The sequence below is a fragment of the Campylobacter concisus genome (assembly GCF_902460895.1).
In the GTDB taxonomy this organism is placed as follows: domain Bacteria; phylum Campylobacterota; class Campylobacteria; order Campylobacterales; family Campylobacteraceae; genus Campylobacter_A; species Campylobacter_A concisus_BC.
This window is the reverse complement of the sequence record NZ_CABPVL010000002.1, coordinates 271,248-284,788: the sequence shown is the minus strand read 5'-3', so window position 1 is coordinate 284,788 and position 13,541 is coordinate 271,248. Positions and strand designations below refer to the sequence as shown.

Annotated in this window: 15 protein-coding genes and 1 tRNA gene; 5 read left to right on the top strand and 11 right to left on the bottom strand. The window is 38.8% G+C overall.

The annotated features are described in order from the left end of the window. Position 1: 1 nt before the first annotated feature. The 11 genes from yihA to F3G98_RS02540 all read right to left on the bottom strand — a co-directional run bounded on the left by yihA (position 2) and on the right by F3G98_RS02540 (position 9,295). Positions 2-616: a ribosome biogenesis GTP-binding protein YihA/YsxC gene (gene yihA / locus F3G98_RS02590; protein WP_103570340.1), complete on the bottom strand. Its 615-nt coding sequence runs from the start codon at positions 614-616 to the stop codon at positions 2-4. Continuing rightward, a complete protein-coding gene (gene lptA, locus F3G98_RS02585; RefSeq protein ID WP_012140078.1) occupies positions 613-1,089 on the bottom strand; it encodes a lipopolysaccharide transport periplasmic protein LptA in 477 nt (158 codons plus the stop codon). The genes yihA and lptA overlap by 4 nt, the downstream gene beginning before the upstream one ends. Next, the gene (lptC, locus tag F3G98_RS02580; RefSeq protein WP_012140079.1) at positions 1,062-1,589 is read right to left on the bottom strand and encodes an LPS export ABC transporter periplasmic protein LptC; all 528 of its coding nucleotides are present in this window, start codon (positions 1,587-1,589) and stop codon (positions 1,062-1,064) included. Before lptC ends, lptA begins: the two co-directional genes overlap by 28 nt. Continuing rightward, complete coding sequence (locus F3G98_RS02575; RefSeq protein ID WP_004317467.1) at positions 1,580-2,068, bottom strand: KdsC family phosphatase; 489 nt, start codon at positions 2,066-2,068, stop codon at positions 1,580-1,582. Before F3G98_RS02575 ends, lptC begins: the two co-directional genes overlap by 10 nt. Beyond that, positions 2,065-2,640: an imidazoleglycerol-phosphate dehydratase HisB gene (gene hisB / locus F3G98_RS02570; RefSeq protein WP_180999500.1), complete on the bottom strand. Its 576-nt coding sequence runs from the start codon at positions 2,638-2,640 to the stop codon at positions 2,065-2,067. The genes F3G98_RS02575 and hisB overlap by 4 nt, the downstream gene beginning before the upstream one ends. Before the next feature lie 15 nt (positions 2,641-2,655). Then, positions 2,656-3,516 carry a septal ring lytic transglycosylase RlpA family protein gene (locus F3G98_RS02565; RefSeq protein ID WP_009294185.1) on the bottom strand — a complete coding sequence of 287 codons (861 nt, stop codon included), beginning with the start codon at positions 3,514-3,516 and terminating at the stop codon, positions 2,656-2,658. Beyond that, positions 3,503-4,714, bottom strand: coding sequence for a lytic transglycosylase domain-containing protein (locus F3G98_RS02560; protein ID WP_103608589.1), 1,212 nt, complete (start codon positions 4,712-4,714; stop codon positions 3,503-3,505). The genes F3G98_RS02565 and F3G98_RS02560 overlap by 14 nt, the downstream gene beginning before the upstream one ends. 65 nt (positions 4,715-4,779) lie before the next feature. Then, positions 4,780-5,565, bottom strand: a complete 786-nt coding sequence (locus F3G98_RS02555; RefSeq protein ID WP_035143379.1) for a TatD family hydrolase — start codon at positions 5,563-5,565, stop codon at positions 4,780-4,782. Beyond that, complete coding sequence (locus F3G98_RS02550) at positions 5,562-6,818, bottom strand: GGDEF domain-containing response regulator (RefSeq protein WP_103608591.1); 1,257 nt, start codon at positions 6,816-6,818, stop codon at positions 5,562-5,564. The genes F3G98_RS02555 and F3G98_RS02550 overlap by 4 nt, the downstream gene beginning before the upstream one ends. 88 nt (positions 6,819-6,906) lie before the next feature. Then, entirely contained in the window at positions 6,907-8,427 is a 1,521-nt protein-coding gene (locus tag F3G98_RS02545) for an AAA family ATPase (RefSeq protein WP_188116961.1), read from the bottom strand. Beyond that, positions 8,420-9,295, bottom strand: a complete 876-nt coding sequence (locus tag F3G98_RS02540; protein ID WP_149725689.1) for an NAD(+) kinase — start codon at positions 9,293-9,295, stop codon at positions 8,420-8,422. Before F3G98_RS02540 ends, F3G98_RS02545 begins: the two co-directional genes overlap by 8 nt. Before the next feature lie 92 nt (positions 9,296-9,387). Here F3G98_RS02540 and aspS point away from each other — a divergent pair, with 92 nt between their 5' ends. From aspS to F3G98_RS02515, 5 genes are all read left to right on the top strand, one after another. Further along, positions 9,388-11,145, top strand: coding sequence for an aspartate--tRNA ligase (gene aspS, locus F3G98_RS02535; protein WP_009294191.1), 1,758 nt, complete (start codon positions 9,388-9,390; stop codon positions 11,143-11,145). Between the two features lie 255 nt (positions 11,146-11,400). Further along, positions 11,401-11,970 (top strand): adenylate kinase, encoded by a 570-nt coding sequence (locus F3G98_RS02530; protein ID WP_004317610.1) that lies wholly within the window; start codon positions 11,401-11,403, stop codon positions 11,968-11,970. Between the two features lie 104 nt (positions 11,971-12,074). Further along, a complete protein-coding gene (locus F3G98_RS02525; RefSeq protein WP_149725688.1) occupies positions 12,075-12,413 on the top strand; it encodes a NirD/YgiW/YdeI family stress tolerance protein in 339 nt (112 codons plus the stop codon). Between the two features lie 69 nt (positions 12,414-12,482). Then, positions 12,483-13,001 carry an inorganic diphosphatase gene (gene ppa / locus F3G98_RS02520; protein WP_021090924.1) on the top strand — a complete coding sequence of 173 codons (519 nt, stop codon included), beginning with the start codon at positions 12,483-12,485 and terminating at the stop codon, positions 12,999-13,001. Positions 13,002-13,125: 124 nt separating this feature from the next. Further along, positions 13,126-13,202 (top strand) — tRNA-Ile (locus F3G98_RS02515). Positions 13,203-13,541: the final 339 nt, after the last annotated feature.

Genomic DNA, 13,541 nt, shown 5'->3' with positions numbered 1-13,541 from the left:
TTTACCTACCAAGAGCGTGGTTTATGATAGCTTCCCGTGCCTTGTCGATGCCGCTTTTGCTGAGTGTCGAGACTAAAATGCCGCTTGGGTCAAATTTCATTATCGCACTCTTTTGGCTTTGATTTAGCTTGTCGCTTTTTGTGTATAAATTTAAGATTTTCTGATCAGCTCTTAAAAAGCTTTTTAGGTAAGAATCCACGTTCACGTCAATGTCTAAGTCAAAGTGCCTGGCATCGATTAGATGTATAAAAAGTCTGATGTCGCTTCTAAATTTCAAAAACTCATCTAAATTTTTACGCCACTCATCGTGTTTTGACTTTGCTACTTTTGCGTAGCCAAAACCAGGTAAATCGACCAAGATGAGCTTAAATTTCTCTTTTTCCTCTTGCTCATCTTTTTGTTCGCAAAACTCAGCCTCAAAGAAATTTATAAGCTGCGTTTTACCAGGAGTGGACGAGCTTTTGGCTAAATTTTTTTGATTGACAAGTGCGTTTATGAGGCTACTTTTACCCACATTTGACCTGCCCAAAAAGACCACCTCGCTTGTCACAAAACTTGGAGCCTCCTTTATGCTTGGGCTTGAAGTGATAAATTTAGCGCTCAAAGCTCTTATCACTTGGTTTTATCCTCTATTTGAAAGATAAATTTAACCGGCTTTTTCTCGTCGCTATTTACACTATATGTGCCATCTTTTTGATTGACTACGATCTTGTCACCATAGACATTTTTGTCAGTCTCCACTTCGTGCAAATAGCCGTTGCCAGTTACTGTGTATGTTTGCTTTGCAGGCTCGTATGTGAGCGTGTCGCCCTTGCCGTCATAGTGCTTATCTTTCATAAAAATTTTAGCTCTAGCGTTGCCTGTTGCTACATATTTTACTGGCTGGCGCTTTTTATCAAAATGCACAACGACTTTGTTTGCTTTTAGCTCGTCGTATGAGCCTTTTTTGATATTTACATTGCCTACAAATTCGCTGATTTGCTTATTTTCATCTGCGAAAAAATCATTTGAAGTGATCTCAACTTGCTCTGCATTTAAAAATGTAAAGCCCAAAATCACCGCTAAAATCGCTGCTTTTCTTCTACCCATGCCCTTAACCCTTTTATCTGCGTTTGTTTTTTATTTAGATCGTAGCTTCCACTATCGCCTAGTACTTTGTCGCCATTTCTAGTGATGGTGAAATTTGCCTCTGATCTTACTATTTTTGTCTTTGTGTTATATATAACTTCATCGCTTTTAAATTTCAAACTATCATTATTTTCATAGTTTGCATTTTTTTGAAAGATTATCTCATCGTTTTGCGAGATAGCCTTATCTGAGCTTAGAAAATGTCTTAAATTTCCCCTTAAAATTCTCGCTTTAAAGTCTAAAAATTCATCCCTGTCGCTATATCTGTTTAGCTCGTCAGCCTCGTAAATTCCGCTTATCTTAGTCGAGTTTATCTCGTAATCAACCACATCATTTACCTGCATATTTGATATCTTTGTATCAACCTTTAGCACGTTTGCTAAGTATGGGTCTTGAGCCGCTAAAAATATCATCACAGCACTAAAAATAGCCACGACGAAGTAGAAAATTTTTACAACCAACGCTTAGACCACTCGTCATATAAATTTTCTGATTTTATGATCATCTCGATCATCTCTCTAACAGCGCCATTGCCACCTTTGTGCTTTAGCTTTGTCTTTACATCAAGCTCTTTAATGGCATCTTTTGGCTTAAAGCTCCATGCAACTGCGTCTAAAATTTTATAGTCGTTGTAGTCATCGCCGATAGCTGCTGCGTTTTTAAAGCTAAGCCCTTCAAATTTTAATATCTCGCTTGCTACTTCAAATTTATCGCCAACGCCTTGATAGACGTGGTTTATCTTTAGATCCTCAGCCCTTCGCTCAACGATAGCCGACTTTCTGCCAGTGATGATAGCTACTTTCTTGCCAAGCTTTAGCCAGCTCTCTATCGCGTAGCCATCTTTTACATCAAAAAATTTAAGCTCTTCGCCGTTTGCATTGTAGATGATCTTGCCATCAGTGAGGCACCCATCAACGTCTAAAAATATAATTTCTATCATAAAACACCCTTAGTGCTTGGAGTGCCGATCCTTGCATTTTTGGCAAGCGCTCTGCGGAGTGCTACGGCAAATGATTTAAACGTTGCTTCGATGATGTGGTGAGTATTTTTGCCACGAATTTGATTTAGATGAAGAGTGATGGCCGAATTTATAGCAACTGCTCTAAAAAACTCCTCCACAAGCTCAGTGTCAAACTCGCCAACCTTAGCATTTTCATTAAAATTTTCATATACAAGGTAAGCTCTGTTACTAAGATCTAGCGCGCAAAAAACAGCCGCCTCGTCCATAACAACGCTCGCCTCGCCAAACCTCTCAACACCGCTTAATGGATATAAAGCCTCTTTTAAAAGTTGCCCCAAAACTATGCCTACATCCTCGACACTGTGGTGAAAATCCACATGCGTGTCGCCCTTGCATGAAATTTCAAGATCGAGCAAAGAGTGCTTTGTAAAAGCTTCAAGCATATGGTCAAAAAAGCCAATGTCTGTGCTTATCTTTGCAATCCCAGAGCCGTAAATTTTAAGTTTCATTGAAATTTGCGTCTCTTTTGTGTTTCTAGTTAGTTCTAAAATATCCTCTCTCACGCCCTAACCTCTTACTATAAATGCGCCTTGGAATTTACCGCTTCTTGCGTAATCCCTAGCCTCATCCTCGCTTCTAAAGCCATTTAAAAATACCCTATAAATGGTTGAGCCATCTATCGTAAATGTCTTAACGACTGATCTATAACCATCTATGCTTTTGTGCTCTCTTTGGTATCTGTTTGCGCCTTCAAGGTTCTTAAACGAGCCAATTTGTACCATAAAATCTCCACCCACAACGCGTTGCTCTGATGAGATCACAATGCCACCAACTGGAGCTGTTGGAGAGACTGGATTTGGCACTTTTATGCCAGTGCTTGTTGGTTTTGTTGGTTGCGCGCTAGCGGTTGTAACGGCATTGATGTCTTCATTAAAGCCGATAACCTCCATACTAACTGGAGCTGTGCCGGTGCCGATGACATCAAGCTTCATCGCAGCTGCTTTTGAGAGGTCAAGCACCCTGTCAGCCACAAAAGGTCCTCTGTCATTTACACGCACGATAACACTTTTTTGATTTCTTAAATTTGTTACTTTAAGTATTGTATTCATCGGCAAAGTCTTATGCGCCGCAGTCATATTATACATATTATAAACTTCGCCATTAGATGTTGTTTTGCCGTGAAAATTTGGACCATACCAGCTTGCCGTTCCGCTAGCTTTATCGCCGACACTTACGACGGTTGGATAGTAGGTTTTGCCGTTTATCGTGTATGGTCTCATTGTTGCTTTTTGAACTGAGGCGGAGTTGTTGCCTCTTACATTAGTTGGGCCACTTGGAGTAAATGGAGCCCCACTCCAAGAACAACCAGTGATTAGAAGTGTAAAACTTAGTCCTAAGTAGAAATTTAGGCTCTTACGGTATGACAATATTTGCTCCGACATTTAAATTTGAACTAGCCAAAGAATTTGCATCTTTTATATCTTTTTCACTTACATTAAATTTCTTTGATAAAGATGCGATCGTATCGCCTGTTTGAACTACATAGTTGTGAGATTTGTTTTGAGTAGAAAAAGGGATTATTAGTTTTTGATTATAGCTTACTGCGTTTGTGCTAAGCTCGTTGTAGTCCTTGATCGCTCTGTGGCTAACGCCTGTCTTTTTAGATATAGAAAGTAGCGTCTCACCCTTTTTAACTGTGTAGGCATAGAAGTTGTTTTTGCCATTAAATGGTTTGAAATTTTCAGAGAAAAGCTGCTTTTTATTCTCAGGAATGTAGACGTAGTAGTCTTTTAGAGTTGGCGGAGTAAATACAAATTTTAAATGTGGGTTGTTGCTTTTCATCTTTTTTGTGCTAAGACCGATGCTATCGCCTATTTGAGCTAAATTTGTACCGCCAGGTACTTTTACTTTTGTAAGTTTAAGGCCGCCATTTATATTTAGCAAAGATGACTCTTTAGAGATCAAAAAGTCCGCATCTTTTGCTATATATGCCGCTCTTAAAATTTTAATGATGAAATTTCTAGTCTCAGCTGGGAGGTATTTTTTCTCAGCATCAAGAAGTGTTACAAGATCGTCTGTACCAGCTTTTTGTATAGCTTTTTTTAGCGCACCATCGCCGCAGTTATATGCCATTGCCGCCAAGTACCATTTGCCAAATTGATTTTTAAGTGATCTTAGATAGTTTGTAGCTGCGACAGTTGATTCAACCGGATCTTTTCTCTCATCGGTGTATTGCCCTACTTTTAGGCCATGAATTTTTGCTGTTTGCTCCATAAACTGCCACATACCAGTAGCTTTAGCATTTGAGACAGTGTGATTTGAAAAGCCTGACTCTATCATCGCTAGATAAAAAAACGACTCAGGCACGCCTGATTTTTTGATCTGCTCTTTTATCATTGGTATATACATATAGCCATTTTTCAAGGCATCTGTAAATGTTCTTACCTGTGAGTTTTGTATGCCTTGTCTCATCTTTGCATAGTGAGAAGTTTTCATAAAGCTAGCATCGATGTCTAGCTCTTTTAAAATTTTAACCTGAGTGTCGTAAGAGCTCTTCTCAGGCGCGTTTGCTAGTAGCAAGGTGCTACATGCAAATAATAAAAATATCTTAAGCATTGCTTTCATTTCTATCCTTTTTCGTGTCAAAGCTTAATGATGCTAGCATCTTAAGCAAGCACAATGCCCAAAATTTAGGCAAAGCACTTAAATAACCTTTTGGCATTATCTGAAGTCGTTTTACAAACTACTTCAAATTCAAGGTTTAAAATTTCAGCTATCTTTTTAGCAACAAATGTCGTAAACGCCGGCTCATTTCTCTTGCCACGATTTGGTTCTGGCGTGAGATAAGGGGCGTCAGTCTCTATTAATACCCTATCAAAAGGAATTTTTGGCAGAATTTCAACTAAATTCTTAGCGTTTTTAAATGTCAAAACGCCACCTATGCCAAAGTAAAAATTCCCAAATTTGCAAAGCTCCAAAAGAAGTGGCGAGGCATTATAACAATGCAAAACCGCTCCAGCTTCAAGCTTTGGCGCATACTCTTTTAAAATGTTAAAAGAGTCCTCATTAGCCTCTCTGATGTGGAGGATAACGGGTTTTTTTAACTCAACTGCCAAATCAAGTTGAGCTAGAAAAACACGTTTTTGATCTTCTTTTTCTCTTAGCTTTTCTTCTTCATCTTTTGGCAAGCGGTAGTAGTCAAGCCCACATTCACCGATAGCCACGCACTTTTTATCTTTGGCAAATTCTCTTAAAGTTTCAATATCAAAATTCTCTTTATCGTATGGATGAACCCCAACGGCAAAGAAAATGTCATTTTTTTCGTGCGCTATTTTAGCCGCTTTTGGTAAATCATTAATATCAGCTCCAGGGATAATAAAGCCTTTTAGCCCTAAATTTCTAGCTTCAGATAAAATTTGCTCTAGGTCAAAATCATAAACTTTACTATCCAAATGGCAATGCGTATCTATAATCATAAAGCTATTTCTACCCTATTTCTACCATTTTCTTTAGCGACATAAAGCGCTGAGTCACAAGCTTCGAGCATATCATCTATCTCGCAGTGACCTTTTCCAAAAGATATGCCGATAGAAACAGTGATTCTTACGATTTTATCTTTTATCACTACCTCATTTTCAGCCACTTTTGCTCTTAAATTTACAAAAAATTTAATCGCCTCCTCTTTTGCTATCTTTTTAAGAACGACGCAAAACTCCTCGCCGCCAAACCTAGCGACCACATCGCTTCCTTTTGTGTTGTCAGTTAGTATTTTTGCGAGTGATTTTAGTATCTTATCGCCACCATCATGCCCGTATGTATCGTTTATCTTTTTAAAATGATCAATATCAAGCATAGCAAACGCATAAGGCTCATCAAGCTCTTCAGCTGTTTGAACGTATTCTTCTATATCTTGGTAGAAATATCTTCTATTATAAGCACCAGTTAAAAAGTCGCGGTTAGCAAAATTTGCTATCTTATTTATGTTTTCCATCGCCTCGATGGTGTTATTTATACGACAAATAAGCTCTTCTTTAGAAAATGGCTTTGCTATAAAGTCACTAGCTCCATTTTTTAAAAATATCGCAGCATCTGTTTTTTCGCTAGGCGAGGTCATCACGATCACGCCAAGGTGGTTTTTATCTTTCTCTTTTCTAACCTCTTTTAAGACTTCTAAACCATCTTTAACAGGCATTCTATAGTCAGTTATGATTAAATTTATATCAGGATTATCAGCAAAATAGCTCATCGCCTCTTCGCCGTGGGCTGCTGCTAGGACCTTAAACTGAAGGCTAGTTAAGATTTTTTTTATCATATTTCTAAAAGGCAGTGAGTCCTCAACGACAAGGACTTTGTATTGTCTATTTTTACTTAGTCTATTTATCATTTGAAAGATATAGTTGATATCATCCATGTTGCCTTTATAGACGTAATCAACTATATCTTTGTTTATAAAAAATTCTTTCGTCTTATCATCAATGCTGCCAGTTAAAACGATAGCACAGAGCCCTTGTGCAAGGACGTAATCAACGATCTCACCATTTGGTGCGTCAGGTAAATTTAGATCCAAGATAGTCATAAAATAATCTTTGCCGTGCTCGCTAATTAGCATCTGGGCTTCGGCAAAATCGTACGCAACGTCGATCGCCATATCCTCAATGCTCTTTTCCATCTGCATGACGATTAGCTTAGCAAGTGCCTTATTATCATCAACTACTAGAATTCTTTCCATATTATTCCTGCGATTTTTTATTAAATTAGCTCGGATTTTAACAAATAAACCTAATCACAAAGCTTAAATTTAAAACTTAAATTTCAAGCTATTTTAAAAGTCCTTTTGCAAAATTTATCGCCTCTTCGCTGATATGCTCGCCGCTTATCATACGTGCAAGCTCATTTACACGCTCCTCTTTGTCAAGCTCTCTTACGACTGAGCTCTCGCCGTGACGCTCTACTAAAAAGTGCGAATTTGCCTTTGAGCTAAGCTGTGGCTGGTGTGAAATAGCAAAAATTTGATAGAAATTTGCAAGCTTAAGCAAGACATTTGCGATACTCATCGCCTCTTTTCCACTTAAATTTGCATCTATTTCATCTAAAATTATGACATCACCGCCCGTTTTTGTGATCTCACTAGAAGCAGCTATAAAGGCCAGCCTTAGGCGGTTTAGCTCGCCTGAGCTTAAATTTTTAAGCGAGGTCTCGTTTAAATTTAGACAAATTTCATCAGCGCCTAAGATATCAAGCTTTTTGCCCTCAATCCTTAGCGTAATATCTGGCATATAAAGCTCTTTTAGGTATAAATTTATCATCGCCTCAAGCTCTTTTAAATTTACGCTCCTTGCCTTGCTTAAAGTGCTGGCTAGCTCATTTGCCTTTTTGCTTAAAATTTCAAATTTCTTCTCAAGCTCGCTCTTTTCAAAGCTTAAATTTTCATATCTAGTAAGCTCTTTTTCCTTTTTAGCAAGCGCTTCTAACGCCTCTTCCTCGCTGCCGTATCGCCTGATGATGGCATTAAGAGCTTCTATCCTATCAAGCACGCTCTCCACGTCGATATCGTCAAGCTCCTCCATATTTAGGCTATCTCTTGCGACCCTTAGCTCGTTCATCGCATCTTCAAAAAAGCCGTTGTCAAGGTCGCTGATGCTTAGCGCCTCATTTACGCTGTGCTCTAGCTCAAATATCCGCTCAGCCCTAGCCCACGCCTCATTTATCTTATCCTTTTTACTAAGCCTCTTTTTAGTCTCCATAAGCTCTTCAAACTCGCCTTTTTTAGGCCCGACACTTCTTATCTTCTCGATCTCAAAACTAGCAAGCTCTTTTAGCTCCTCGACCTTTTTCTCTTCCTCTTTTATAGTGGCTAGCTCTTTTGAAATTTTAGAAAATTCCAAAAACGCCTCTTCAAATTCCTGCTTTATCTCTTTAAATTTCTCATTTTTTGAAATTTCAAGCCTGTCAAGCAAATTTAGAAATTTCTCATTTTCAAATTCATTTGCCTCTTTTGCCGAGAGATATTTGATGTGTTCGCGCGCTACTTGGGCTAAATTTCTCTTTGAGATGGCTTGTTGGTTTATAAAATACCTCGTGCTCTTATCTTTTAAAAGCTTGAAAATATTGACCTCTTCGTTTTCTATGCCAAACTCATCAAGCTCAAATTTATGCTCCACATCAGCTTCTATTAGCCTTGCCTCGCTATCTTTTAGCCCAAAAACAGCCATTATAGCGCTCATCAGCACCGACTTACCAGCGCCACTAACGCCCGTAAATACGCTAAGCCCCTCTTTGAAATTTAGCTCGACATTTTTAAAATTTAGATAATCCTTAATCAAAATTCGATCAATCATTATAACCCCAGTGAAGTTTCTCTTTTAAAATTTGAAAATAATCCCTACCGATGTGGCGTATCAGCCTCGCTTTTTTATCGCTTAGGCTCATGCTAACAGCTGAAATTTTACTCATATCAAAGCGGTTTTGGCCGTCTATTACTAAAATGGCGTCGCTATTTGTTCTAAATTTAACCGTGTGATTTTTCGTAAGCACGACTGGACGCTGCGTGAGTGAGTGCGAGCAGATGGGAGTTAGCGCAAAGACCTCGCTTAGCGGATATATGATAGGACCATTTGCGCTCATATTATATGCCGTTGTGCCAGCAGGTGTCGCCACTATGACGCCGTCTCCAAAATATGAGTTAAAATACTTTTCATTTAAAAGTGCCTCGATATGCGTCATCGAGCCGCCATTTTTACTAACGATGACCGCGTCGTTAAATGCTATCTTTTTCTCAGTTTTGCCATCATTTTTATGAAGCGTCACATCAAGCATAAAAGGTGTTTCCACCTCAAATTTATCATCAAAAAAGTCTTTAAAAAACTTCTCACTCTCATTTATCGTGATATCTGTTAAAAAGCCGAGTCTACCAGCGTGTATGCCTAGGATTAGTGGTGAGATGTGAGCTAGCTTTCTGCAAGTTGAGATGATCGTGCCATCGCCGCCAAGCGTGATAAGAAATTCGCACTCTTTGGCTAGTTTTATCAGCTCAAAGCCACTTTTTTCTACCTGCTTTGCGCAGCTTTTTTCAAGTAAAATTTCTGCGTTATACTTTTTTAAAATTTTTTCTAGCTTTGCTAAATCCTGATTAAATAATGGATAATCTTTCGCGATAAGTCCCACTTTTTTGGCGTTTGTGGTATTAAATTTTTGTTCATTTTTCATAGAAATGATTGTAACATATTTTATTTTAACAAAGCTTTTCAAAAGAAAAAAGCGATTATAATTGCCTAAAAAACATTGCAAAGGAGCATTTTATGCGAAGTCATTATTGCACCGATCTTAGCAAAGCTGACATCGGCAAAGAAGTAATACTTTGTGGCTGGGCAAACACATATAGAGACCACGGTGGCGTTGTTTTCATCGACTTAAGAGACGTTAGCGGGCTTATACAATTAGTTTGTGACCCTGCTGACAGCAAAGAAGCACACGACGTGGCTGCAAAAGTAAGAGATGAATATGTCTTAAAAGCAAAAGGAAAAGTAAGGGCTAGAGGCGAAGGACTAACCAATCCAAAGCTAAAAACTGGCGAGATAGAGGTGATAGTAAGCGAGCTTATCATCGAAAATCCAAGCGAGCCACTACCATTTATGATAGGCGATGAGAGCGTAAATGAGGACATCAGGCTAAAATACCGCTTTTTAGACCTTAGAAGCGAGCGCTTGCAAAATATCTTTAAAATGCGTTCTCGTGCGGCGATCGCAGCTAGAAACAGCCTAGATAAAATGGGCTTTATCGAGTTTGAAACTCCGGTTTTAACACGCGCAACTCCAGAAGGTGCGAGAGACTATCTAGTGCCAAGCCGCGTGTATCCAGGCCAATTTTACGCGCTCCCGCAAAGCCCACAGCTATTTAAACAACTTTTGATGTGTTCTGGCTTTGATAAGTATTTTCAGATAGCAAAATGCTTCCGCGACGAGGACTTAAGGGCTGATCGCCAACCAGAATTTACTCAAATAGATATCGAAATGAGCTTTGTCGAGCAAGAAGATATCATAAATATGGCTGAGACGATGCTAAAAGATATCTTTAAGGCCTGCGGATACGACATCAAAACGCCATTTAGACGTATGAGCTATAAAGAGGCAACCGAGACTTACGGCTCAGACAAGCCTGATCTTAGATATGACCTAAAAATGATCGACGTGATCGATATTTTCGAGCGCTCAAGCAATGAAATTTTTAGCTCTATCGCAAAAGATAAGAAGAAAAACCGCATAAAAGCGCTAAAAGTGCCAAATGGCGACAATATCTTTAGTAAGCGCGAGATGAATAGATTTGAAGAATTTGTACGTAAATTTGGCGCACAAGGCCTTGGCTACTTCCAGATGAAAGAAGATGGTTTAAAAGGCCCGCTTTGCAAATTTTTCGAGCAAAGCGATCTTGACGAGATCGTCTCAAGATGTGAGCTAAAAGTTGGAGACGTCGTATTCTTTGGTGCTGGCAAGAAGAAGATCGTGCTTGATTATATGGGACGATTTAGAATTTTCCTAGCAGAGCAAATGGGCATCATCGATCAAGATAGACTTGAGTTTTTATGGGTGCTTGACTTCCCGATGTTTGAGCAAAATGACGATGGTAGCTACTCTGCGATGCACCATCCATTTACTATGCCAAAAAATATAGACGAGCCTGATCTTGAAGATATCCTCTCTATCGCTCACGACGTCGTGCTAAACGGCTTTGAGCTTGGCGGTGGAAGTATAAGAATTCACAAAAACGACATCCAACAAAAGGTCTTTAAGCTTCTTGGCATAGATGAAGCCGAACAGCGTGAGAAATTTGGCTTCTTGCTTGATGCCTTGACATTTGGTGCGCCTCCACATGGTGGTATCGCGATCGGCTTTGACAGACTAAATATGCTTGTAAATAAAGCAAGCTCGATCCGCGACGTCATAGCCTTCCCTAAAACACAGCGCGCTCAGTGCCCACTCACAAAGGCACCAAGCTACGCTAGCAACGAGCAGCTTAGAGAGCTAGGACTAAGGATAAGAGAAAAAGAGCAAAAGGCTTAAAATTTGCCTTTAAAAAGAGATGGAATTTGTCTTTAGATATTTTTCTTAGACAAAATTCCATCCTGTAATTTAAATTTATAAAAAAGATGCCTCCAACTTGGCGGCTAATTAAATCAAAACTTGCCTAAGTAGTTTGAGATGATTTTTGTGGTTGCGACGTAAAATTTTGCGCAGATAGAACACTTAGTTCATCAAGCTAAATTTTACTAGCTCCGCAAAAAGCGCTCAAAAGACAAAGGCAATAAAAGGGAAAAAATGAAGAATTTATTTTTAATCATCGGCGCTCCAGGCAGCGGCAAAACAACAGACGCATCGATCATCGCACAGCATGATGAGAAATTTGCTCACTTTTCAACTGGCGATCTTTTAAGAGCTGAAGTAGCTAGCGGTAGCGAGCTTGGCAAACTAATAGACGGCTTTATCTCAAAAGGAAATTTGGTCCCACTTGACGTTGTTGTAAATGCGATCGTCTCAGCTATCAAAAGCTCGAATAAATCAAACATCATAATCGACGGCTATCCAAGAAGCGTTGAGCAAATGACTGAGCTTGACAAAGTCTTAAGCGAGCAAGATGAAATTTCTCTAAAAGGTGTCATCGAAGTAGATGTTAGCGAAGATGTGGCAAGAGCTAGAGTGCTTGGCCGTGCAAGAGGCGCTGACGACAACAACGAAGTCTTTAACAACCGCATGAAAGTCTATCTTGATCCGATCAAACCTATCCGCAAATTTTACAGCGAAAAAGAGCTACTTCACGTGGTAAATGGCGAGCGTGGCATCGACGAGATCGTAGCTGACATCAAAAATTTACTAGCTAAACTTATATAATTTACAGACCTTGCATCAAAAGGTGCAAGGTTTTAAAACTTACCATTTATTAACACCAAAAATGTAATATCCTTTAAATTTAGCAACCAACCAAAAAGGAAAAAATGAAAAAAATCATCATCGCTTCACTAGCTGCTAGCATCGCAATGGCTGGAGGCTTTGTCTCAAATCAAAAAAGTGAAAATGTTATAAGCGTAAAAGAGGCATTAAAGCTAAATGACGACACCAAAGTCGTGCTTGAGGGCAAGGTAAAGTCACACATCAAATCAGACAAATATGAATTTGTTGATAAAAATGGCGACGTTATCGTTGTTGAGATTGACAATAACAAGTGGGGCAATGTAACAGCTAACGAAGATACGCCTTTAAGAATAAGAGGCGAGGTGGATAAAGAGCTTACAAAAACGAAGATCGACGTAGATAGCGTAGAGGTTGTAAGGTAGTTAAATTTACGAGTATTTAATGCAAAAAATACTAAAATCACGAAAATTTCTAACACAAAGGACAAATATATGGACGTTTCAAAGATCAAATTTGGCTCAAACCCAGACAAAATCAATGCCGTAATCGAAATACCTTATGGCTCAAATATCAAATACGAGATCGACAAAGATAGTGGTGCAGTCGTGGTTGATCGCGTGCTTTACTCAGCGATGTTCTACCCAGCAAACTACGGCTTTGTGCCAAACACACTTGCAGCTGACGGCGATCCAGCTGATATTTTAGTGCTAAACGAGTATCCACTCCAAGCTGGTAGCGTCATCCCTTGCCGCTTGATAGGCGTTTTGGTGATGGAGGATGAAGCAGGCATGGATGAGAAGCTTTTGGCTGTGCCAGTTACAAAGATCGATCCAAGATATGAGGCGATAAAAAGCTACGAAGACTTGCCAGTTGCGACACTAAATAAGATCAAAAATTTCTTTGAAACTTATAAAATTCTTGAGCCAAACAAATGGGTTAAAGTGAAAGAATTTAAAGACGCAAACGCTGCAAAAGAGATTTTAGACGCTGCGATAAAAAATTATAAATAATTTATAAGCCCTATTTTAGGGCTTTTTCTTTTTAAATTTGTTCGTTTTTATACGCCATACTAAAAAGGCTATTTTTATATTTAGATAAGCTTTTTCTTGTATAATACGATTTTCTTTCAACTGTGGGTTCATAGCTCAGTTGGTTAGAGCATCCGGCTCATAACCGGATGGTCCCAGGTTCGAGTCCTGGTGAACCCACCATTTTATGTTTTTTATAATTCCTTATACTTCTTTTTAATTCTTTTTATTTCTTTATAATTCCGATTTCATGGGCTAAAAGTAGCTATCTAATTCTTTTTACTTCTTTTTTATATACAATTACTTCCAGATAATTCTAGTTACATATAAGGTAATTCTTACTGCATAAAGGTAACTTTTAAAAAAGGAGCAAAAGATGCCAAGAGTTTCTACCGCAAATTTGTTTGATAAAGATATAAGGGCAATGTTGCCAGCCAATAGAGTATATAAAAAGGCTGTGGGCAATCCAAAAGAACTTTATATAAAAGTGTATCCAAGTGGTATGAAAACATTTTTTATACA

Bases quoted from the DNA above. Each gene is read 5' to 3' on its own strand.
- lptA (WP_012140078.1), bottom strand. From the start codon at position 1,089: ATGGGTAGAAGAAAAGCAGCGATTTTAGCGGTGATTTTGGGCTTTACA.
- F3G98_RS02575 (WP_004317467.1), bottom strand. From the start codon at position 2,068: ATGATAGAAATTATATTTTTAGACGTTGATGGGTGCCTCACTGATGGC.
- F3G98_RS02560 (WP_103608589.1), bottom strand. From the start codon at position 4,714: ATGAAAGCAATGCTTAAGATATTTTTATTATTTGCATGTAGCACCTTG.
- F3G98_RS02555 (WP_035143379.1), bottom strand. From the start codon at position 5,565: ATGATTATAGATACGCATTGCCATTTGGATAGTAAAGTTTATGATTTT.
- F3G98_RS02550 (WP_103608591.1), bottom strand. From the start codon at position 6,818: ATGGAAAGAATTCTAGTAGTTGATGATAATAAGGCACTTGCTAAGCTA.
- F3G98_RS02545 (WP_188116961.1), bottom strand. From the start codon at position 8,427: ATGATTGATCGAATTTTGATTAAGGATTATCTAAATTTTAAAAATGTC.
- F3G98_RS02540 (WP_149725689.1), bottom strand. From the start codon at position 9,295: ATGAAAAATGAACAAAAATTTAATACCACAAACGCCAAAAAAGTGGGA.
- aspS (WP_009294191.1), top strand. From the start codon at position 9,388: ATGCGAAGTCATTATTGCACCGATCTTAGCAAAGCTGACATCGGCAAA.
- F3G98_RS02530 (WP_004317610.1), top strand. From the start codon at position 11,401: ATGAAGAATTTATTTTTAATCATCGGCGCTCCAGGCAGCGGCAAAACA.
- F3G98_RS02525 (WP_149725688.1), top strand. From the start codon at position 12,075: ATGAAAAAAATCATCATCGCTTCACTAGCTGCTAGCATCGCAATGGCT.
- ppa (WP_021090924.1), top strand. From the start codon at position 12,483: ATGGACGTTTCAAAGATCAAATTTGGCTCAAACCCAGACAAAATCAAT.